A 20,161-nucleotide genomic window follows, 5' to 3' on the forward strand; every position below is an offset into this window, starting at 1 on the left:
GCACTGGATGGCCATCTCCTCGACGACGACCGGAACGGATACCAGCACCCTGACCCCTGCCTGGGCACCCGCCACGGACAGTACGTCACGTCTTGAGGACAGTCAGGCCAGCCAGTCTCTGGCGGTCACCCGTGGTAGCAGTGACACCGCCACCGATGCCACCCAGCGCAGCAGTAGCAGCAATGACCTGAGCGAGGAGAGCAGTACCGCGCAGCTGGGTAGCAGCGGCAGTGCCAGCACCGAGCAGGACAGCGAATGGGTCGAGCGGTTTGAAAGCTGGTCGGCACTGGGCGATGCCCAAGCCACTGTGGCCGATCTGCAGTCCGCCGAAAGCTCTCTGCAGCAGACCTACCGACAGCTACAGCATTTGCAGCAACAGCTGACGCAAGACTCCTCGGATGCCGCGCAACTGGCGTCCAAATTACAGCAGTTAGATGCTCAGCGTCAGCAAGTCGGAGCACTCACCAGCCAGCTTGAACCGGTTGCCATGACTGAGGGTGGTGACAGTCAGTCCTACACGCTTGAGAAGGTTGACTTGCTGACGGCCCGACCGACCGACGAGCAGGTGCGGATCTATTTCCCGGCCAGCCGCAGTGGTGTCTCTGCCAGCATTCCCGCCGGTACTACGGGGCAGGACGTTGCCGATGCGCTCAATCAGTCGCTGCAAAAAGAGGGTGTCACGGTCGGTCTCAATGATCAGGGCCAGCTTACCTTCAGTGCCGGCAGCGAGGATGCTCGCAAGCTGAGTCAGCCGATTCTGATGTCGGGTCAGGGGATTCGTGTTCCGGCAGGAAATGCGGTAACGGTACGTCTCACTGCCGAGCAGAGCACACTGGGGGCATTGGCATCCCAGATCTCGGGTGTCACGACGCAGGAAGACAAGCAGGAAGTGCAGCAGCAAATTCAGTCACTGCTGCGCCAAATTCAGGATACCGTACAGGATATCCGCACCTATCGTCAGGAGTTGTTGCAAAATGCCCAGAGCTTGGCCACGGCCAGTGTCTCGGGTAGTGATAGCTCGGTCTCGTCTGCCCTGCAGGGCATGCAGCAATCCTTCGGTCAGCAGGATTACCAGTCGGTTGCCACCAGCCTGCAGGCGCAGGCGAACCTCAGCAGCCAGACCGTGGTTGCGTTGCTCGGCTAACTTTCCCCTATCTGTTCTTTGCGCCCCGTGGCACGTTTAGTGTCAGCAGGGCCTCTCTGATCTCGTTAAGCACCGGTTCCCACTCGTCACGGCGGGTCTGGCGAAACAGGCGGGCGCTCTGATACCAGGGCGTGTGTACGCCCTTTTCCAGCCAGCGCCAATCCGCCGCATAAGGCAGTAGAATCCAGACAGGCAGGCTCATGGCACCGGCCAGATGGGCCACTGCCGTATCCACGCTGATCACCAGATCGAGCGTACCGCACAACCCTGCGGTATCGGCGAAGTCTTGCAGCTGGGTGCCGCACGGACGAATATCTTGGCGCGCCGAGAGCAGCGCCGCCTCATCCATCCCGAGCCGTTTTTGCAGTGAAATATACTCAAAGCCACCCGGTAGACTGGGGAGCAGGGTCGCCAGCGACAGGCTGCGCCTAGCGTCGTTGTTATGTGCCGGGTTGCCGGCCCATACCAGCCCGATGCGCGGGCGGCGGCGCTTGCCGAGGCATTGCTGCCAATGTTGCAGCGAGAGCTCGGGCGGCGTCAGATAGCCGGCAGCTTTGGGAACTGTCGTGGTGGTGGTCTTGAGCAGACCGGGTAAGCTCATCAGTGACACTTGCCAGTGGCAGCCGGTGACACGCTCACCCGATTCCACCACCCGCTCAACGGGCAACTGCTGCAATAGTGGCAACAGGGGGGAACGTACCCGCAAGATGATACGGGCGCCTCGCTCAATCAGCGGGAAGATAAAACGTACGCACTGCAGGGTGTCACCAAAACCCTGCTCGCCATCGACCAGTATTTGGCAACCGTTGAGCTCGCCCGAGCCATCCCACAGCGGTGCCTCGTTGGAGAGGCGGGTGACGGCGACGGCAGGATAGCGCCAGCGCCACTCATATTGCTCCCATCCCACTGGCCATTTGCCCTGTGTCAGCCAGGCAACGGCCAGCGCAAATTGCGCGCCGGTATGGCTGGGTTCGCTGTGAATCACCTGCTGGTAATCATGCTCCGCCTTGCTCCACTGGCGTAACTCGGCCCAGGCTACGCCACGATTGAAAAGAGCGTCCTGATAATCGGGGCGTAGTCCGAGAGCCTGATTGTAGACGGTGATGGCCTCGTCAATGTGACCCTTGGCCACCAGTAGAATGGCCCGGTTATTGAGGGCCTGAGTGTGGTCCGGCTGCAGTTGCAGGGCTCGCTCATAACATGCCAGCGCCCCGGCATGATCCCCTAACTCGTCGAGGCAGAGCCCAAGATTATAGTGGCCGGGCACATAGTCGGGATCGAGCGCCAGTACCCGGCGAAACCAGATCGAGGCGAGCGGCAGATCTTGCGCTTCAAACGCGATGATGGCGCGCCACTGCATGGCGTCCAGGTGCATCGGATCGAGACTAAGCACCTGCTCAAACGCGCGGATGGCATCCTGTCGCTGTTTCAGGCGGTGGCTGCGCAATCCGCGCAGAAACCAGTAATCAATCCGCGCATCCAGCGCTGAGGTGGCCATCTGCGGTGTCATACCGGAGCAAGGTTTTCCCCGCCGAGAAACTGGCGCTGCAACTGCTGGCCAAGTTCGGTCAGTATGCCATTCCAGTCACCATAGTTCGGCTGACGCCACAAGCGGCTTTCGCCATACCAGGGTGAATCGCAGCGCTCCAGTTGCCAACGCCAATCGGGGTTGAACGGCAGTAATACCCAAAGCGGACAACCCACCGCGCCAGCGAGGTGCGCCACACTGGTGTCGACGCTGATAACCAGGTCCAGGTTCTGACAAAGCGCGGCCGTATCGGCGAAGTCCTCTTTGGGAAGCTGGCGTATGGTATGGGTGGTTTGGTTAGCCAGCAGCGCGGCATCTTCGTCACGCAGATCTTTTTGCACGACAACATATTCGAGCCCGGTGGGCAGATGGGGCAGCAGGGTGGTCAGTGAGAGGCTTCGCTCATGGTCATTCTGGTGTTTGGCGTTACCGCTCCAGGTTAAACCGATTCGGGGCGTCCGTTTTTCCCCCAGCGCGGCTTGCCATTCGCTGACCACATAGGCGGGGGCTGATAGATAGCAGTCAGTACCAAACTCCTGCTCGTCATTGATCTGCAAGACGCGCGGCAGGCTCATAAGAGGCAGAACAAAATCGATCACCGGCAGTTGACCGCCGGAAACCACGTTGAGACGAGGATCCAGGCTCTCAATCAGGGTATGCAGTGCCGGTTGCACCATCAGCCACACTTCGGCGCCCAGATCGGCCAGACGCGGAACAAAGCGGCAGAATTGCAGGGTATCGCCGAGACCCTGTTCAAAGTAAACCAAGACACGCTTGCCTTCGATTGAGGCGGTACCGTCCCATTCGGGAATCGGCATATTGAGTTTCTTGATGCCGAGACTGGTTTCCAGAAAGCGCACTTCATACTGCTGCCAGCCATTGCTGAAGTCGGCCAGCGCTAGTGAACGCAGCGAAAGAGCAAACTTGGCTTTCCAGTGCGAAGGGTTGCGCTTGAGCACTTCCTCGTAGCTCTGCATGGCCGAGCGATAATCCAGTGCTTCACTTGAGATAAATCCGCGGTTGAACCAAGCATCAACATAATTCTTGTCAATGGAAAGCGCGGTATCACAATCCGCTAGCGCTTCTTGTAAGCGGTGCAGCCGCAGAAAGGTTCCGCTGCGGTTGATATAGGCTTGCAGGAACTGGGGGTCTTGTTCCAGCAGTGCATTGAAGGTGGCCAGAGCCTCGTCATAGCGTTTTGTTTTGCGCAGTATATAGCCGCGGTTGTTTAGCACTTTGTTGGGGCTGTGTTTGAGATCCAGGGCCATGTCATAAAGACGCAGCGCCTCATTGAAGTTGCCGCGTTGCTGCAGAGCAATCCCCAAGTTGTAATAAGTCTGTCCCTTGAGCGGCTGCAGGCTGATTGCCTTGGTAAAGCCCTTGATGGCGCCGTCTAGGTCATCCTGTTTCAGGGCAATTTCGGCACGCAGGTGCACCGCCTCATAGTGATTCGGATGGAGGCCCAAATAGCGCTCTAGAGGAGCAATGGCCTCCGGCAACCGGTCCTGTCCGAACAGCGTGATCGCTTTTTCCAGCAAGACGTTGTCACTCTCGCGCTTTGGTTGCCGGAGCCAGTTGATCTGGGGTTTTGCTGACATGCGTGTGATCCTCGCGCTCTGAACAGATGGGCCATCCCGGCTGATCGGAATAAGGCCATGACGGAGAAAGAGCGACGGAAAGAGAGGGGAAATAAAGGGACTGGGCCCATTTTTTCGTAGCGGATAAAAAAGTGACGGGATGATTTTATTTTCCGAAGGACGGGGTCGTCTTTTTACCCTTGTCAGCTGCAAGCAGCAGCGATAACCCTAAGGAGATCAATCATGTCTTTGTCCGTACAAACCAGTTTCGCCTCCATGGTGACTCAGAACTCGCTGTCTACTGCCAACGATAAGCTGACCACCGCTATGGAACGTCTGTCCACCGGTTATGCCGTTAACTCCTCTGCGGATGACGCTGCCGGCCTGTCCATCGCAACTCGTATGCAATCCCAAAGCGACGGTATCACCGTAGCCCAAGACAACGTGGAAGATGCTTCCTCCATGCTGTCTACCGCTGACGGTGCACTGGAGTCCATGGTTGACATCGTAGGCCGTATGAAGGACCTGGCTACCCAGGCTGCCAACGATACCTACTCCACTGACGACCGTACCGCCATGCAAAGTGAGTACGACGAACTGTCCGAACAGCTGACCAGCGTAATGAGCACCACCTCCTACGGTGGTACTGACCTGCTCTCCTCTACCGGTCTGCTGGGTAGCGGCTCGGTTAACTTCCAGGTAGGTGCTTCTACCTCCGAAACCCTGACCGTCAACATTTCTGCTGCGCTGGGTGATATCACCTCCGGCATCACCAGCGCTTCTGGTGCAAGCCTTGCCTCCTCCAGCGGTGCCAGCAGCGCCATCGACGCACTGGAAGACCTGACTTCCGCTATCAGTACCGTGCGTTCCGATGTGGGTGCCAAGATCAACCGTCTGGACTACATCTCTGACAACCTGACCAACATGCAGGAAAACACCGATACCGCTATCGGTAACATCATGGATGCTGACTACGCCTCCGAAACCTCCGAGATGAGCAAGCAACAGCTGCTGGAACAGGCCGGTATCTCGGTACTGAGCGCCGTGTCCGACGCTCAGTCTCTGATCACCAACCTGCTGCAGTAATTGCCGCCGGTACCCGCTCCCTGACCGGGGAGCGGGTTGTTTGATCTACCACCCATAGATTCAGGAGGGGCGCCATGTCCTATACCGATTACGATGCCGCGTCACTGGCCAGTGCCATGGTGACTGCCGAGCGGGCCGGGATCGACGAGATGTTATCGGCCAAGTACACCAAATACTCGACCCAAGTCAGTGGTCTGGAGAGTCTGGAGAGCCTGCTGGAAGATTTTCAGGATAGCCTCGATACCTTTGAGGACGACACTTCCCTGTCTGCCCAGACTACCTCGGTCAGTGATGATGACTACTTTTCCGTTACCTCGGATGGTACGGCAGCGACTGGCCAATACAATATTACGGTCAAACAGTTGGCCCAGTCCTACCAGTCGGCGATGACATTCAGTTCTTCAAGTGCCTCAATCCCCAGTAGCGGTACTTTTTCGATCACCGTTGATGGTGAAACGCTCGATGTCGACTTGAGTAAAGTGACCGGTGGCACTGTGGCTGACCTGGTGAGCTATATCAACAAGTCGTCCGATAACCCGGGGGTCACTGCCAGTCTGGTGACCAGTGGCGATAGCGTGATGCTGATGATTACCAGTGACGACACAGGTGAAGATGCCGGCGTTACCGATATGACCTTCACCTCCGAAGATGGGACAACCGTCTCGGTGGATGCTGACGGCACAGTCACCACGACGGGTGATACCAGTTCAGACTCTACGACACTGGCATTCCAGACCGCGATGCAAGGGGTAACACAGCTGAGTGTGGCCCAAGACGCCATTATCACGTTGGGTAGCAACAGTACGATTGAAATCACTTCCGACAGCAACACCATGGAAGATGTGATCGACGGGCTGACCATTACTCTGACCAAGGCGATGGACAGCGATGATGACCCGGTCACCATGGTGGTCGAGGCGGATTCGGACACGGTAGCCGATAACCTGCAGACCTGGGTCGACAGCTTCAACAGTCTGATCTCGTCCCTTAAAGAACTCTATGACGACGGTGGTGACCTGGAAGGGGATTCCACCGTTCGTTCCATGATTAGCAGCCTCAAGACCACCCTGCGTAACTCTCTTCCTGATGGTATGTCATTGGCTGATATCGGCCTCGAATTCTCCAGTGACGGCACACTCTCCATCGACAGTGATGCGCTGGAAGAGGCGCTGGAGGCTGACCCTGACATCCTCAATACCGTCTTTACCGACGATGACGGCATTTTTGATGCCATTGATGACTATCTCGAACCGTACACCAAGTCCAACGGCATTCTGGCCAGTCGGCTGGAGAGTGCCGAGGATAACCTCGAGAGCGTCGAGGAGCGTCAGGAGAAGTGGGATACCAAGATGGAAAACCTCTACTACCGCTATCTGGCCCAGTTCAACGAGATGATTGCCACCATGGCCACGCTGGAAAGTAACGCCAGCCTGCTGTAATGGCGCACGTAAGGAGCACCCGTTTATGTATGACACCGGTTTTGATGCCTATCGCCAATCCGAGATTCAGGTCAAGGCGTCCACTGCGTCGCCTGCCCAGCTGGTTTTGATGCTGCTTGACGGCCTGCTCGACGAGCTGGCTCGCGCCGAAGGGCACCTGCAGGCTCGCAACTTTGAGCGCAAGGGTGAGAGCGTCAAGAAGAGCATGCGGATTCTCGGCGGGTTGGATGCCTCGCTCGATCCGAGCAAGGGCGGTCCACTGGCTGAAAACCTGCACCAGCTCTACGCCTACTGTGGTCGTCGCTTGTTCAAATCCAGTCTGCGCAATGATCTGGAAGGTATCCGTCACGTGGCGGCGCTGATGCGCAATATTCGCGATGGCTGGGCCGGGTTGGCCCAACGGGCCGGTTAAACGGCCATTTCCGCGAGTGACACCAAGCGGAAGTCAGGCTTCCGCTTTCTGGTGATTAAAGCTGCAACCCAATGAAATATAAAGACTAAAAACATGGCATGACGCTTGCCAGTCTCCGGATGGGGCGGCGTCATCACTTCCTCCTTACCGGGGAAGCTGGATTGCCGATGTCGCAGCAGAGAGGTCACCGCATGACACGGGATGAACAACAAGAAAGAATTGAGCTGTGGCAGGCGCAATTGCGCGGCTGGGTCCTGAAGCTCAACCAAATGCTTAAAGATCAGAACTGGCGTGGAATGGGGCCGCTCTCCAAAGAGATCGCGCGCCAACTTCCTGAGCTGGCACGTTATCCAGAAATTCGCGAAGCCTGCCCGCGCGAGCTGACCTATCTGCGTCAGCTCCATCGCCAGGCGCATCAATACCTTTCCTCCCGTAGCCAAGAGCTGGAGCGGGCCATGGAACATTTGCGTCATAACCGTGAAGGCATAAAGGCCTATCAGGAGGCGCAATGGCTCTGATCAATCTGCTGACCAGTGGCCTGCTGGCCAGCACGACATCCGACTCCGATACTGTGGTGCGCTCTTCTACCCGTGAAGATGACACTACCTTCTCGTTCGACACGGCAGAAGAGGATCAGGCACAGCCGCAAACATTGACCGATAGCCGCGAGCAAGGCAGCGATGCTCGGGAACCGGTGACCGCTGAAGAGAGTGACACCGAGGCAAGCAGTGAGAGTTCGGCCGGAGCCGAAAGTGAGCCGGTTACCACACAAGACGAGTCAAGCGTGACCGATGCTGATTCGTTCGAGGCGTTGCTGGAACACCCTGGGCCGCAGCAGTTTTTTGCCATTACTCAACCGGTGTCGGCAGATGAGGCACAGCCAGAGACAGCACCTGAGGCCGCGCCGACAGACAGCCTGCCTGTCGTGATCCCCTCCGATCTACCCGATAGCGAGACCACGCAAAGCGATCAGACCACCTATTCGTTCACCATGAACGATGCAGTGCTGTCATCCCTGGCATCGCTCACGGATGCGACACCTACGCCACCGACTGAACACAGCTCGACACGCAGTACGACACAAGACGCCACGACTCAGTCCACGGCTACCAGCGGCACCACTGCGCTTGTGACTAACACCGATCTGGCGGCACTGATGGCGATGCCTGCCGCCCTGACCCCGAGCACGGCCACTCTGCCGCAAACAGACGGCACGGCATCAACCAGCCAGGCGACCGCCTCTGTGCTCGACAACCTTGCTCGTAGCACTATGCCGACCACCGATCTTTCGGCGCAGTCTTTGACCGACGTGGCTCAAGAGAGCGATTCGGCAACGAGCTTGCTCTCCTCACTGGGGCGCTCCCTGAGCAAGGGGGACACGTCGGCGTTGGCTAGCAGCACAGGCACCGCTCTGGTGAGCGATTCAAGCAGCCATGAGCGCAGTACAACGACCAGCATGTTGCAGACCCTGCTAGGTAGCAGCACGGCAGGTGTCACCCTGCAACAAGGCACCTCATCCAGCAACAGCACTATCAAGCTGGATATGCAGCAGGACAACTGGTCGCAGCAACTGGTGTCGGCGCTGGGTGACCGGGTCAAGATGCAGGCCTCCACCACCCAGAATACCGCCACCATCCGCCTCGACCCGCCGGATATGGGACGACTGGAAGTCTCGGTTCAGCAGCAGGGCGACAAGCTGTCGGTACAGATCCACACCAGTAACAGCAGCTTGCGGGATGCGTTACAGGAAACCCGTGAACAGTTGCGTCAAGTGTTGATCCCTGCCTATGGCGCAGGTGTCGAGGTGGATATCAGTTATAGCCAGGAGGGGCAGAGTGATCCCTCGGCCTGGCAGAGTGAGGAGCAGGTGAGCAGCAACGGCAGCACGGTCTCCAGTACGACCGACAGTCGCCAAGCCACACGTCAGTCTGTCCCGCAAGGGCTGCTGGATACTCTGGTGTAAGAAGGAATAGGTACACATGTTTCGAAACAAGCGCGTTCTGTTGTTCTCCATTCTTGGCGGGTTGCTGCTGGTGGCGGTGAGTGCTGCCGGTACCTTGTTTTTCGTATCCCACTCGTCGCTCTACAGCCAGTGGTTCGATAAGCAGCCGGTCAAACCGGAGCTGAGCAAGAAACCCATCTTCAAGCCGATGGACAAGTTTGTGGTCACCCTCGAAAACGAAGATGGCCTGCATTACCTGATGCTTGAGCTCTCTCTGGTAACCCACGATCCGAGTCAGATCGCGGTCTATGACTCGCTGATGCCGGTACTGCGTAACGCCGTGGTCCAGCTGTTCAGTCGTCGTTCCCAGGATGATGTGAGCACCGATCTGCGTCAGCTCGACAAGTTGCAGACCCAGATCGCCGATCGGCTGCGTGCCACCATCCAGAACTATGGGGAATCAGCCGCGCTGGATGATGTGCTGATCACCAAAGTCGTTGTGCAGTAGCAGGGAGGCTGCCGTGCAGGAGATGTGTTGGGAACCGGAAACCGGTTCGTTCCCGGTCAGTGCCTGGACCCCCCGTGAGGAGCAGGCCTTGTTGATGCCGTATCTGCATCTGGTCAAGCGGGCGGTCAGTCACTTGCGTAGCCAGGTTGGCACCGTGGTCGGGCGCGAGGATCTGGAGCAAATCGGCCTGCTTGGCTTGCTAGAGGCGCTGCGGCGCTACGGCCAGCCGGATGAACACTTTGAATTCTTTGCCTTCAAGCGGATTCGTGGCGCCATTCTGGACGAGCTGCGCCGGCAGGATTGGCGTCCGCGCCAGTTGCGCCAGCAGGCTAACGAGTTCAACCACCATGTCCGCCAGCGCACCAATGCACTGGGCCGTGTGCCGAGTGAGAGCGAGCTTTCCCAGAGTATGGGATTGCCGGTCGAGAAGGTGCGCGAACTCAGCTATGCCAGTCTGGCCGAGGCGATGCACAGCTTTGAAGCGCTGCTCGAACGCTCAGGCGGAGAGTGGGGCGATGAAGACAGCTTTGGCCAACTGGAGTTGCAACTGACCCTGAAAAAGGTGCTGGCAGGCCTCAAGCCACGGGAGCAACTGCTGCTCTCTCTCTATTACCAGCACGAGCTGAACATGAAAGAGATCGCCCTGGTGCTCAATCTCACCGAGTCCCGGGTCTGCCAGTTGCACAAGCAGTGTCTGGCCAGCCTCAACAGCCAGCTGGCCGATTATTTGTAAGGAGTCTGCATGCAAATCTTCATAGGCATCGGTCTGGTGGTTGTCTGCGTTTTCGGTGGTTTCATGATGGCCAGCGGGCGGTTGATCGCCTTGTGGCAGCCTTCCGAGATGATCATCATTCTGGGTGCCGGTTTTGGGTCTATGGTCATCGGCAACAGCAAAGAGGTGTTGCTCGAGATGAAATCGCAGCTCAAAGCGATTGTCAGCAAGCACCCTAACGAGACCGAGGTTTATCGTGAGCTGTTGACCCTGATGTATCAACTGCTCGACGAGGTACGGCTCAAGGGCCTTAAAGCACTGGATGAACACATCGAAGCGCCCAGTCAGAGTTCTTTTTTCCTCTGTTACCCTTCGGTGGAAGAGAACCCGCTGGTGCTGACCTTTATTACTGACAACTTCCGCCTGCTCAGCATGGGTAAGATCTCGCCGCACGAGCTGGAAAGCCTGCTCGAGCACGAAATTGCCGTGATGCAGGAGGATATGCTCAAACCGGCTCACGCCCTGCACCGTACCGGTGAAGCGTTCCCTGGCTTTGGTATTCTGGCGGCGGTGATGGGGATCATCATCACCATGCAGCAACTCGATGGTCCGTTGTCGGGCATCGGCGTGCACGTTGGTGCGGCACTGGTCGGGACCTTTATCGGTATCTTCATGTGCTACTGCCTGCTCGAGCCGGCCAGTAGTGCCATGGAATCGCTGGTGCAGCGCCGCATTGCCATGCTCGAGTGCGTCAAGGCGATCATTCTGGCCCACCTGCGCGGCAAGATGCCGCTGCTGGCGGTCGACGCTGGTCGCAAGACCATGGAACCCAACATCAAACCCAGCTTCGTTGATATGGAAGAGTGGGTGACCAACCCGGCTATGTAACCATGCGTCAGCCAGAAACGATCATCATCAAGCGTGCGCGCCGCCAGTCTGCCGCTGCTGCCAAGAGCGGTGGCGCCTGGAAGGTGGCCTTTGCCGACTTCACCCTCGCCATGATGGCACTGTTTCTGGTGTTGTGGATTCTGGCCGTCTCGAGCCAAAACGAGCGGGTGGTGATGGCCACCAAACTGCGTGAATACAGCGTGCTGGACAAGGAAGCCAACCCGTTCGATATCAGTAACAGCCCCTTTCCGATTGATCTGGAAGGTCAACCTTCAGTATTGGATGAGGTCGCCCCAGCTTATATTGCCGAGGCGGTGCATGTTCCGCCCAACGATGTGTTCCACCGTGACAATGGCGGCCATCAGACCGATGGCAACCTGACCGGCGGGCGGCTGCATGGCAAGCTCGATAGTCCGCAGCAGATGCGGCAGATGGCGGGGTTGATCGATAGGCTGGCCAAAAAGCTCGATACCCGTAACAACCTGACCCTGCAACTGGTGCCACAGGGGCTGCGCATCCAGATCCGTGATGACGATGCTCGTCAGATGTTTCCGCGCGGTAGTACCCAGATCAGCCCCTTCTTCCACCAGTTACTACGCTCGCTGGCATCGGTACTGGCCACGGTGGATAACCGGGTGATGATCTCCGGTCATACCGACAGTGTGCCCTACCCGGATGGCAACTATACCAACTGGGAACTCTCCGGCGATCGTGCCCAAATGGCGCGGCGGGTCTTGTCATCTGGAGGGTTGACCGAGGAACATGTCGCCCAAGTCGTTGCCATGGGGGATACGGCACTTGCTCTGCCCAAGGAGCCGACAGCCAGCGCTAACCGCCGTATAGAACTGCTGCTGCTTAACAGCAACGCCGAGGCACAACTGGCCACCCTGTTTGCGGTTGGCCAGCCGGCCAGTGCCCCGGGTAACAAGACCAAGGTCGGTGCGCCAATCAACCTCTCTGATCGCCAACAGATTGAAAATACGGTGGAGCGTCTGCGCAAAGACTTGGCGACGCCGGTGTCGTCTTCCCAAAAACCCTAATGGATAAGAGCATGTCGCAGGAGCCCGAGCTGGAAGATCACGAAATTGAACTGGTGGATGAAGAGTCTCTCAATTACCCAGTTTCACGGGAGGCCGGTCGCCGTTACTACCCGCGTTGGTACTTCCATGATCCAGAAGTGCCGATGGAAGAGCAGAGTAGTGGCATCGCCGGTGAGGTGCGTCGTCCCGGTGTGCTGCATGATCCACTGATCGGTCGCATCATCATCAAGGACATGAGCCTGGGTGGCATCGGTTTTATCGCACCACGCCGCTTCCATCTGCCCAAAAAGGTCGTGGTGATGGTCGGTAACACCTACCCACTCGTTTGCGAAGTGCTGCATGCCCGCCCGCTCAGCCGTGCATTGGTGTTTTACGGCGCGCGTTGGTATCGCATGGACAAACATGTGTTGATGATGGCTATCAGCCGCTATGCCCGGCTTTGCCGGCTGGTTTCCTGATCATTTCGGTCGTAGGCTGCTTTCCAATGGGGAGCAGCAGCGGCCTAGCCTCCAGCCCCACCGGTGCACGAGCACCGCTGTCCAATACATCTCCCTTGTTAGGCATGACTGCGCGTGGGCTTAGGTCTACCCCTTCGCCGTCGCCATAGAGCGGTGCCACATGGCTTATCAGCAGCGGATCAGAGAGTGATTGCAGTGGCAGCAGTGCCGGGATCGGCGTGGTATCGATCCCCGGCTTGACCGGGCGTGGTGGTTTCTTGTCGAGACGCTTCGCCTGATCGCGCGGTAACAGTAGCGTATAGCTCATCCCTGCCGGTAACCAGGCTTTGCGAAATGCCGGATTAAGCAATTCCAGTCTGGCCAGTGGCCAGTTGCCACGGTGAGCCAGGTCGCTTAGCCACAACGGGCCGGTGTATTCCCGAGCGACCAGCTCATCTCCCTCCTGCCAGGCTGGCAAATTCAGCCCATGTCGCTCGGCTGATTGAATCAGTTCGGCCAGCGCCAGCAAACGCGGCACGTAGCGCTTTGTCTCATCAGGAAGTGGCAGCTGCCAGTAACTGGCTTGCTGGGCATCTTGCAACGCGCCCTTTACTCGGTTTTCCCCACAGTTATAGGCCGCCAGCGCCAGTAACCAATCGCCATTGAACTGCTTGCTAAGATCACTCAGATAGGTGAGTGCTGCATGGGTTGCAATTGGCAACGAAAGTCTTCCATCGTAGCTTGTTGTCTGTGGCACGCCATAACGGGTTGCGGTAGCCGGCATCAACTGCCACACCCCGGCGGCCCCCTTGGGGGAGACCACATCCAGTCGGTAACCGCTTTCGATCACAGGTAGCAAAATTAACAGCGCCGGCAACCTGCGCTTATCCACTTCCTGGCCGATAAGTCGGATAAGGGGTTGGGCCTGTTGCAGGCGATTTTCCAGATAGCCCTTGTGGGCCAGCAACAGTTGTTTCTCGGCAGCGATTCGCGTTCGAGCCTCAGGGGGTAACAGGGGTGGGACGATGCCAAGCCAGGGGATGCTCTGCCAGCCACCGAGGGCCAAGGCGGGATTAGTCGGCAGAAACATGAGTGCCAACAGCATGATTGCAGAAAGCCGAAATGACTGAAAAGCATTGAAAAAACTATGTTTTTTTAATTTTTTAGTCGCTATTCCAATCATATTCACCCGGCAGGAAGCGGCGCGGAAAACCATAAAGATGAACAAAATAACACGAACTCACCCTATGCGAAGCCGACTGGCGATCTTTGCCTACAAAAGCCTGCTCTGTTTCATCCTGCTCGATGTGGCGCTAGCCTGCTTTTATACGGTGCGTGGCCGCTTATTGGGGGGCTGGTATTCGCTGTCGCTCGGGGTGATGCTGGTGCTGTTTCATCTGCTGCTGGTGACCTGGGCTCGCAGCTATGGTCTGCGGGCCAACATGCATCTGCTCTATCCGATGTTGATTGCGTCCCTAACCCTGTTGGCTGGCCTTATTCTGCACTTCTTTCTCTGAGTCCCTCCAGATGGTCTCGCCCTGTTGTTATGGGGAGACCAAATGCCACATTTTTCCTGTGAGACAATCGCTTTTTTGCAACGTCAATCACCGTGCAGGCGTTGTCTAACATCGTACGATCTGGTTATTTTTTGATCAGATCTGCTATGTGGAAACGTTGTGAAAGGAGGCATCCCGATGGGAAATCTGGAAAAGGAGGTCGATGCCATGCGCCAGGGGCTGGAGGAGCACGGGCGCAAGCAGGCAGAGGACAAGTGGCAAGCGCGGGTTGATGAGCTGCGACGCAAACGCGAGCAGGAAGAAGCGGACGGCGTCCCTTCCGACCAGCACTAGCCGAGCAAAACGAGAGGGCTCACCGTGGTGGGCCCTCATCTATGGTGGTGATCGGTATCAGCCCAGATCGATGGGGTCGACATCGACCACCCAGCGCACCCGCTTACTCTCGGGCCAGGCCTCCTGTTCGGCAATGCCCCACTCCAGCAGGCGCGCCAGTGCGCTGCGGGTGGGTGTTTGCACCAGCAGTTGCAACCGGTAGCGGCCGGCCTTGCGCTCCATCATGCCGCTTAGCGGACCAATCACCTGCAGTTGCGGCAGGCGGGCCAGCCGCAAGGTATCGGCCAGTCGTTGCAAGAAGTCGTGCACCTCGTTCTGCCCGGTCGCTTCGGCTTTGAACAGCGCCTGATGGCTGTAAGGTGGCAGACCAAGCAGGCGACGCTCTTTGAGGGCGGTATCGGCGAAATGGTCGTAACCGTTCTGGGTGAGATCCTGCAGCAAGGCGTGTTCCGGATGGTGGCTTTGCAGCACCACCAGCCCCGGTTTGCTGGCCCGTCCGGCCCGACCCGCCACCTGGGTATAGAGCTGGGCGAGGCGCTCGGCGGCGCGAAAATCGGCGGAAAAGAGTGCGCCGTCCACATCGATCAATCCCACCAGCGTGACATCGGGGAAATGGTGCCCCTTGGCCAGAATCTGGGTGCCGATCAGGATCTTGTAGTGGCCGCTCTTGATCCCGGCCAGATGCTCTTCCAGCTCACCTTTGCGCGAGGTGCTGTCACTGTCGATGCGCACCACCGGGTAGTGGGGAAACCGGCTGGCCAGCAGTTGCTCCAGCTGTTCGGTGCCAACGCCCGAACCAATCAGTTCGTGGCTGCCACATTCGGGGCAGGTTCGCGGCAGTGGGCGGATGCTGTCACAGTGGTGGCAGTGCAGGCGATGACTGGCGTGATGCCAGGTGTACCAGGCATCACAGCGCTCACAGGCTGCACTCCAGCCACACTGGTGGCAGAGCAGGGCCGAGGCATAACCGCGCCGGTTGAGAAACAGCATCACCTGATTACCGGCCGCCAGATGCTCGGCCATCAGTTGCTCAAGCTGGGGTGACAGACCGGCCTGCAGGCGGGTGTTCTTGATATCGAGGATCACCTGCCGCGCCAGATTGGCATTGCCGGGACGGCGGGTCAGGCGCAGATGGTGGTATTTTCCGCCGCGGGCGTTGTGCAAGCTCTCGAGCGACGGGGTGGCCGAGCCGAGCAGGATCGGAATACCTGCGCGGTGGGCCCGCATCACCGCCAGATCGCGGGCATGGTAGCGAAATCCGTCCTGCTGCTTGAACGAGGCGTCGTGCTCTTCATCGATGATGATGATGCCGAGGTGCTGAAACGGAGTGAAGATAGTCGAACGGGTGCCAATCAGAATGGCAGCGCCGCCATCGCGACAGGCAAGCCAGGCATCGAGCCGCTCGCGGTCGTTCATCCCCGAGTGCATCGCGACCACCGGCACATTGAAGCGGCGCTTGAAACGCTGGATGGTCTGTGGTGTCAGGCCAATCTCGGGCACCATCACCAGCGCCTGTTTCCCGGCGCGCAGCAGCGGCTCGAGAATGCTGAGATAGACCTCAGTCTTGCCTGAGCCGGTGATCCCCTCTAGCAGGAAGGCGTTAAAACTGTCGCTTTGGGTGGTGACCGCTGACACCGCCAGCGCCTGCTCGGTGCTCAGATGCAGGGCACCGTGGCACTCCAGCCGCTCAGCCCAATCGGTGGCATGGGTGGGCTCGAGGCTGCGCCGCTCGAGGTATCCTTTCTTCTCGAGGGCATTGAGGGCCGCCGATTGGACATCCTCTTGGCGCAACGCCGACGGAGTTTGCGGCCCCTGGCGCAGCAGCGCCAGCGCCTGTTGCTGCTTGGGCGCACGCTTTAGCTCGTTGATATCCTGAGTTTGACCACGCGCTGTGACAAACCAGAACTCCAGTTCGCGATAGGCGGCCGGCTCCCCTTTGCGCACCAGCACCGGCAGTGCATGGGCCAGCACCTCACCCAGTGGATATTGGTAGTAATTGGCGCCCCACTGCATCAGCGCCAGAATGTCGGTGCCGAGCACCGGCTGTTGATCAAGGATGCGCCGAATTGGCTTGAGCTTTTCCACTGGCAACGCACTTTGTGCCGGATGCTCGACTACTAACGCAACCAGTGTTTGCGGGCCGAAAGGAACCTCAACCCGGCAGCCGGGGGCGGGCAGGGGATGTGGACAGAGGTAATCGAACGGCCGGCGCAGGGGCACGGGCACCGCGACACGAACCAGCCCCTGATTGTCGGAAGAATTCACCAAGCGTTGCCTATTTTTTCTGCTATGACACTTGCCTGATCTCAGGCGTTTCCTATATTATTCGCTGCCTTTGAAATTGTGTTCAATAATCGTGTGGTGTCCGACCATTGGCTCGGATGGCGACACGGCCTAATTCTTTGAGGTTGTCCATGAAAGCTGGTATCCACCCGGAATACGTAGAAATCACCGCTAAGTGCTCTTGCGGTAACATCATCAAGACTCGCTCCACCATCGCCAAGGATCTGAACCTGGACGTATGCTCCGCGTGCCACCCCTTCTACACTGGTAAGCAGAAGGAAGTGTCCAGCGGCGGCCGCGTAGACAAGTTCAACAAGCGTTTCGGTGCCCTGACTGGTAAGAAATAAGTCACACTGAGTCGAAGAAAAGCGCCCATCGGGCGCTTTTTTTGTGTCCGAAATTTGCCTAAGGTGAACAGCATCACGCAAAGGAGGCAGGATGGCAACGTGTCTGGTCATGGGAGCCGCCGGTTATATCGGCTCATATCTGGTTCCCGCACTGCAGGCGGCGGGGCATGCTGTGATTGCGGCGGCTCGCCACCCCTGCCGGCTGCCGGATGGAGTGGAGTTTCGACATGCTGACAGCCTCGATCCCGCTTCACTGACGCCCGCCTTGCAGGGGGTCGATACTGTCTTCTATCTGGTGCACGCCATGGGGGCTGGCGCCGGGTTTCACCGCCTCGAGCAGCAGGGGGTGAAAAATTTCGCGGCGGCCGCTCTTCACGCCGGGGTGCACCGGGTTATCTATCTGGGGGCTATTCAGCCCGAGCCTTGCGACAGCCGCCACCTCAATTCGCGCCGTATCTGCGGTGAGCTGTTTCGCGCGGCCGGAGTGCCGACCGTGGAGTTGCGCTCGGGCATCATCATCGGTCCTGGTTCGGCAGCCTTTGAGGTGATGCGGGATCTGGTGTTCAACCTGCCGATGATGGTGACGCCCAAGTGGGTACGCTCGCGCACTCCGCCGATCGCCTTGTCGAATCTTCTGCACTATCTGGTCGGGTTGGTAGACGCCGACGCAGTGGATGGGGCAATTCTCAATGCGACCGGTCCCGAGCTGCTCAGTTATCAGCAGCAGTTAGAGCGCTTTGCCGCCCATATTGGCAAGCGCAGCCCCATCTTGCCGCTCCCCTGGTTAACGCCGCGCCTGTCAGCCTGGTGGCTGCAGTTTGCTACTTCGGTGCCGCAACCAGTGGCACGGGCGCTGGTGGGTGGGCTCAAGCACGATATTCCGGCCGATGATGCGCCGCTACGAGCCCTGTTGCCGCAACGCCTGCTCACTTTCGACGAGGCACTGGCCGAGGCGTTGGCGCTGGAGCAGAAACTGGGCGCCGAGCAGCAGGGGGAAGAGACGCCGCTTGGCCTGCGCTGGCGCCATCCCGAGTATGGTTTTTATGACCGCACTGCCAGTGGCAGCGCCCTGTCGCTGGCCAAGCCGGAGGCGGTGTGGCACGTGTTGCAGGGCCTGGGTGGCCAGCATCGCTACTTCTACATGAACAGCCTGTGGACGGTGCGCGAATGGATGGATCATCTGGTGGGCGGTCCGGCGCGCCGATATGGCCGCAGCAATCCCGAGCGTTTTTGCAAAGGCGATCAGATCGACTCCTGGACCATTCTGGGTGTTGAGGAGGGGCGCCGCCTGGCGCTGCTATTTAACATGCGAGCACCCGGAGTTGGACGGCTCGAGTTTGTCATTAAGCCCGAACCATCCGGTCTGACGCGGTTGACCGTGACGGCCCATTGGCATCCGCAAGGTGCCTGGGGCCTCGGCTATTGGCTGGCGATGCTGCCATTTCACCTGTTTATTTTTCAGGGAATGACTGAAGCAATTACCCGCGAGGCGGAGCGAATGAGTGGGATTCCCGTTTTGGATTGAAATATACCACCAACGTGGTATTTGTCGCTGGTGGAACCGACTGGGTGACTGGTCGGCTCTCTAATTAACTCCATATTATCTGCTGGGATGCCCTGCCTCATTTATTTATGATGCCTCTCCTCGCTGAACCCGGCGAGAGACCACACAATTAAAGCGTGACATTTCAACACCGTATCGGGGTCCCCCATGTCCGATCTGCGCCAACAGGCTCTCGACTACCACGCCCTTCCCGTTCCCGGGAAGATTGCTATCGAATTGACCAAGCCGGCCGAAACCGCCCGCGACCTCTCTCTCGCCTACAGCCCCGGCGTGGCCGAGCCGGTGCGCGAGATTGCTGCCAATCCGGAAAATGCCTATCGCTATACCGCCAAGGGTAATCTGGTGGCAGTGATCTCCAACGGGACTGCCATCCTCGGTCTCGGTAATCTCGGTCCACTGGCCTCCAAGCCGGTGATGGAAGGTAAGGCACTGCTGTTCAAGCGCTTTGCCGGTATCGATGCCATCGATATCGAAGTGACCCACAGCACCAACGAAGAGTTCATCAACACCGTTGTCGCTATTGCAGACACCTTCGGTGGCATCAACCTCGAAGACATCAAGGCTCCCGAGTGCTTTGTCATCGAGCGAACGCTGATCGAACGCTGCAACGTGCCGGTATTCCACGATGACCAGCACGGTACTGCCATCGTGACCGCCGCCGGTCTGCTCAACGCCCTCGACATTCAGGGCAAGCGTATCGAAGAGAGCCGGATCGTCTGCATGGGCGCCGGGGCCGCGGCAATCGCCTGCATGGAGTTGCTGCTGCACTGTGGCGCTCGCCGCGAGAACATCTTTATGCTCGATCGCAACGGCGTGATCCATGCCGAGCGCAGTGATCTCAACGAATACAAGGCTCGTTTCGCCAATCCGACCACGCTGCGTACCCTGCATGACGTGATGGCCGGTGCTGACGTGTTCGTCGGTGTTTCCGGCCCGGACGTGCTGCCGGCCGATGCGGTGGCTCTGATGGCGCCGCGCCCGGTGATCTTCGCCTGCTCCAACCCGGATCCGGAGATCAAGCCAGAGTTGGCAAAAGCGGTGCGTGATGATCTGATCATGGGGACCGGTCGCTCCGACTATCCCAACCAGATCAACAACGTGCTCTGCTTCCCCTTCATCTTCCGTGGTGCACTGGACGCCCGTGCCAGCCGTATCAACGAGGCCATGAAAGTGGCTGCGGTTGAGGCGATTCGTGGGCTGGCCAAGGAGCCGGTTCCGGCCGAGGTGCTCAAGGCTGCGGGTGTCGAAGCGCTCAGCTTCGGTCGCGACTATGTCATTCCCAAGCCGATGGATGCCCGCCTGCTGCCGCGTGTAGCCCGCGCCGTGGCGCTGGCTGCGGTCGCTTCCGGCGTTGCGCGTTGCGCGCTGCCGGATGACTACATGCTGGTGGATTGATGCAAAAGG

General features: G+C 58.5%; 20 protein-coding genes. 16 read left to right on the forward strand and 4 right to left on the reverse strand.

Annotated features, from left to right (window positions below):
* Window positions 1–7 precede the first annotated feature (7 nt).
* Window positions 8–1,144 carry a flagellin hook IN motif-containing protein gene (locus BW958_RS13555; protein ID WP_076576281.1) on the forward strand — a complete coding sequence of 379 codons (1,137 nt, stop codon included), beginning with the start codon at window positions 8–10 and terminating at the stop codon, window positions 1,142–1,144.
* Between the two features lie 7 nt (window positions 1,145–1,151).
* Here the strand turns inward: BW958_RS13555 and BW958_RS13560 are convergent, their stop codons facing one another.
* Entirely contained in the window at window positions 1,152–2,654 is a 1,503-nt protein-coding gene (locus tag BW958_RS13560; RefSeq protein ID WP_076576282.1) for a tetratricopeptide repeat protein, read from the reverse strand.
* Window positions 2,651–4,270: a tetratricopeptide repeat protein gene (locus tag BW958_RS13565; protein WP_076576283.1), complete on the reverse strand. Its 1,620-nt coding sequence runs from the start codon at window positions 4,268–4,270 to the stop codon at window positions 2,651–2,653. The genes BW958_RS13560 and BW958_RS13565 overlap by 4 nt, the downstream gene beginning before the upstream one ends.
* A 222-nt stretch (window positions 4,271–4,492) precedes the next feature.
* On the opposite strand from BW958_RS13565, the gene BW958_RS13570 reads away from it, so the two are divergent.
* The 10 genes from BW958_RS13570 (at window position 4,493) to BW958_RS13615 (ending at window position 12,734) form a co-directional block, all read left to right on the forward strand.
* Window positions 4,493–5,335, forward strand: coding sequence for a flagellin N-terminal helical domain-containing protein (locus BW958_RS13570; RefSeq protein ID WP_076576284.1), 843 nt, complete (start codon window positions 4,493–4,495; stop codon window positions 5,333–5,335).
* Between the two features lie 74 nt (window positions 5,336–5,409).
* Window positions 5,410–6,774: a flagellar filament capping protein FliD gene (fliD, locus tag BW958_RS13575; protein WP_076576285.1), complete on the forward strand. Its 1,365-nt coding sequence runs from the start codon at window positions 5,410–5,412 to the stop codon at window positions 6,772–6,774.
* A gap of 25 nt (window positions 6,775–6,799) precedes the next feature.
* Window positions 6,800–7,186, forward strand: a complete 387-nt coding sequence (gene fliS / locus BW958_RS13580) for a flagellar export chaperone FliS (protein ID WP_076576286.1) — start codon at window positions 6,800–6,802, stop codon at window positions 7,184–7,186.
* A gap of 98 nt (window positions 7,187–7,284) precedes the next feature.
* Window positions 7,285–7,704 (forward strand): hypothetical protein, encoded by a 420-nt coding sequence (locus BW958_RS13585; RefSeq protein WP_143233087.1) that lies wholly within the window; start codon window positions 7,285–7,287, stop codon window positions 7,702–7,704.
* Window positions 7,695–9,149, forward strand: a complete 1,455-nt coding sequence (locus BW958_RS13590) for a flagellar hook-length control protein FliK (RefSeq protein WP_076576288.1) — start codon at window positions 7,695–7,697, stop codon at window positions 9,147–9,149. Before BW958_RS13585 ends, BW958_RS13590 begins: the two co-directional genes overlap by 10 nt.
* Window positions 9,150–9,165: 16 nt before the next feature.
* Entirely contained in the window at window positions 9,166–9,636 is a 471-nt protein-coding gene (gene fliL / locus BW958_RS13595; RefSeq protein WP_076576289.1) for a flagellar basal body-associated FliL family protein, read from the forward strand.
* Window positions 9,637–9,658: 22 nt separating this feature from the next.
* Window positions 9,659–10,369 carry a FliA/WhiG family RNA polymerase sigma factor gene (locus BW958_RS13600; protein ID WP_076576323.1) on the forward strand — a complete coding sequence of 237 codons (711 nt, stop codon included), beginning with the start codon at window positions 9,659–9,661 and terminating at the stop codon, window positions 10,367–10,369.
* Between the two features lie 9 nt (window positions 10,370–10,378).
* Window positions 10,379–11,236 (forward strand): lateral flagellar motor stator protein LafT, encoded by an 858-nt coding sequence (gene lafT / locus BW958_RS13605; RefSeq protein WP_076576290.1) that lies wholly within the window; start codon window positions 10,379–10,381, stop codon window positions 11,234–11,236.
* A gap of 2 nt (window positions 11,237–11,238) precedes the next feature.
* Window positions 11,239–12,276, forward strand: a complete 1,038-nt coding sequence (locus tag BW958_RS13610; protein WP_076576291.1) for an OmpA family protein — start codon at window positions 11,239–11,241, stop codon at window positions 12,274–12,276.
* 11 nt (window positions 12,277–12,287) lie between these two features.
* Window positions 12,288–12,734, forward strand: coding sequence for a hypothetical protein (locus BW958_RS13615; RefSeq protein WP_083687348.1), 447 nt, complete (start codon window positions 12,288–12,290; stop codon window positions 12,732–12,734).
* On the opposite strand, the gene BW958_RS13620 is transcribed toward BW958_RS13615, so the two are convergent.
* On the reverse strand, window positions 12,697–13,803 hold the full coding sequence (locus tag BW958_RS13620) for a lytic transglycosylase domain-containing protein (protein WP_179078858.1): 1,107 nt from the start codon (window positions 13,801–13,803) through the stop codon (window positions 12,697–12,699). The genes BW958_RS13615 and BW958_RS13620 overlap by 38 nt on opposite strands.
* 157 nt (window positions 13,804–13,960) lie before the next feature.
* Between BW958_RS13620 and BW958_RS13625 the strand changes: the two genes are divergently transcribed.
* The gene (locus BW958_RS13625; protein WP_076576293.1) at window positions 13,961–14,230 is read left to right on the forward strand and encodes a hypothetical protein; all 270 of its coding nucleotides are present in this window, start codon (window positions 13,961–13,963) and stop codon (window positions 14,228–14,230) included.
* Window positions 14,231–14,407: 177 nt separating this feature from the next.
* Complete coding sequence (locus BW958_RS20520) at window positions 14,408–14,563, forward strand: hypothetical protein (RefSeq protein ID WP_179078859.1); 156 nt, start codon at window positions 14,408–14,410, stop codon at window positions 14,561–14,563.
* Between the two features lie 57 nt (window positions 14,564–14,620).
* Here BW958_RS20520 and priA read toward each other — a convergent pair whose 3' ends face one another.
* On the reverse strand, window positions 14,621–16,828 hold the full coding sequence (gene priA / locus BW958_RS13630; protein ID WP_076576294.1) for a primosomal protein N': 2,208 nt from the start codon (window positions 16,826–16,828) through the stop codon (window positions 14,621–14,623).
* 149 nt (window positions 16,829–16,977) lie between these two features.
* Between priA and rpmE the strand changes: the two genes are divergently transcribed.
* From rpmE to BW958_RS13645, 3 genes are all read left to right on the forward strand, one after another.
* A complete protein-coding gene (gene rpmE / locus BW958_RS13635; protein WP_076576295.1) occupies window positions 16,978–17,193 on the forward strand; it encodes a 50S ribosomal protein L31 in 216 nt (71 codons plus the stop codon).
* A 91-nt stretch (window positions 17,194–17,284) separates the two neighbouring features.
* On the forward strand, window positions 17,285–18,718 hold the full coding sequence (locus tag BW958_RS13640) for a DUF2867 domain-containing protein (protein ID WP_076576296.1): 1,434 nt from the start codon (window positions 17,285–17,287) through the stop codon (window positions 18,716–18,718).
* A gap of 186 nt (window positions 18,719–18,904) precedes the next feature.
* A complete protein-coding gene (locus BW958_RS13645) occupies window positions 18,905–20,152 on the forward strand; it encodes a malic enzyme-like NAD(P)-binding protein (RefSeq protein ID WP_076576297.1) in 1,248 nt (415 codons plus the stop codon).
* The last annotated feature ends 9 nt before the right edge of the window (window positions 20,153–20,161 follow it).

This window comes from Aeromonas sp. RU39B (assembly GCF_900156095.1).
Lineage (GTDB): Bacteria > Pseudomonadota > Gammaproteobacteria > Enterobacterales > Aeromonadaceae > Aeromonas.

What these genes read in the sequence shown, in the direction of transcription:
- BW958_RS13560 (WP_076576282.1), bottom strand. Translation starts at nt 2,654, where the DNA reads ATGACACCGCAGATGGCCACCTCAGCGCTGGATGCGCGGATTGATTAC.
- BW958_RS13565 (WP_076576283.1), bottom strand. Translation starts at nt 4,270, where the DNA reads ATGTCAGCAAAACCCCAGATCAACTGGCTCCGGCAACCAAAGCGCGAG.
- BW958_RS13645 (WP_076576297.1), top strand. Translation starts at nt 18,905, where the DNA reads ATGTCCGATCTGCGCCAACAGGCTCTCGACTACCACGCCCTTCCCGTT.
- rpmE (WP_076576295.1), top strand. Translation starts at nt 16,978, where the DNA reads ATGAAAGCTGGTATCCACCCGGAATACGTAGAAATCACCGCTAAGTGC.
- BW958_RS13625 (WP_076576293.1), top strand. Translation starts at nt 13,961, where the DNA reads ATGCGAAGCCGACTGGCGATCTTTGCCTACAAAAGCCTGCTCTGTTTC.
- BW958_RS13570 (WP_076576284.1), top strand. Translation starts at nt 4,493, where the DNA reads ATGTCTTTGTCCGTACAAACCAGTTTCGCCTCCATGGTGACTCAGAAC.
- fliL (WP_076576289.1), top strand. Translation starts at nt 9,166, where the DNA reads ATGTTTCGAAACAAGCGCGTTCTGTTGTTCTCCATTCTTGGCGGGTTG.
- fliD (WP_076576285.1), top strand. Translation starts at nt 5,410, where the DNA reads ATGTCCTATACCGATTACGATGCCGCGTCACTGGCCAGTGCCATGGTG.
- BW958_RS13620 (WP_179078858.1), bottom strand. Translation starts at nt 13,803, where the DNA reads ATGTTTCTGCCGACTAATCCCGCCTTGGCCCTCGGTGGCTGGCAGAGC.
- BW958_RS13615 (WP_083687348.1), top strand. Translation starts at nt 12,288, where the DNA reads ATGTCGCAGGAGCCCGAGCTGGAAGATCACGAAATTGAACTGGTGGAT.
- lafT (WP_076576290.1), top strand. Translation starts at nt 10,379, where the DNA reads ATGCAAATCTTCATAGGCATCGGTCTGGTGGTTGTCTGCGTTTTCGGT.
- BW958_RS13555 (WP_076576281.1), top strand. Translation starts at nt 8, where the DNA reads ATGGCCATCTCCTCGACGACGACCGGAACGGATACCAGCACCCTGACC.
- BW958_RS13600 (WP_076576323.1), top strand. Translation starts at nt 9,659, where the DNA reads ATGTGTTGGGAACCGGAAACCGGTTCGTTCCCGGTCAGTGCCTGGACC.
- BW958_RS13585 (WP_143233087.1), top strand. Translation starts at nt 7,285, where the DNA reads ATGACGCTTGCCAGTCTCCGGATGGGGCGGCGTCATCACTTCCTCCTT.
- BW958_RS13590 (WP_076576288.1), top strand. Translation starts at nt 7,695, where the DNA reads ATGGCTCTGATCAATCTGCTGACCAGTGGCCTGCTGGCCAGCACGACA.
- BW958_RS13640 (WP_076576296.1), top strand. Translation starts at nt 17,285, where the DNA reads ATGGCAACGTGTCTGGTCATGGGAGCCGCCGGTTATATCGGCTCATAT.
- BW958_RS13610 (WP_076576291.1), top strand. Translation starts at nt 11,239, where the DNA reads ATGCGTCAGCCAGAAACGATCATCATCAAGCGTGCGCGCCGCCAGTCT.
- BW958_RS20520 (WP_179078859.1), top strand. Translation starts at nt 14,408, where the DNA reads ATGGGAAATCTGGAAAAGGAGGTCGATGCCATGCGCCAGGGGCTGGAG.
- fliS (WP_076576286.1), top strand. Translation starts at nt 6,800, where the DNA reads ATGTATGACACCGGTTTTGATGCCTATCGCCAATCCGAGATTCAGGTC.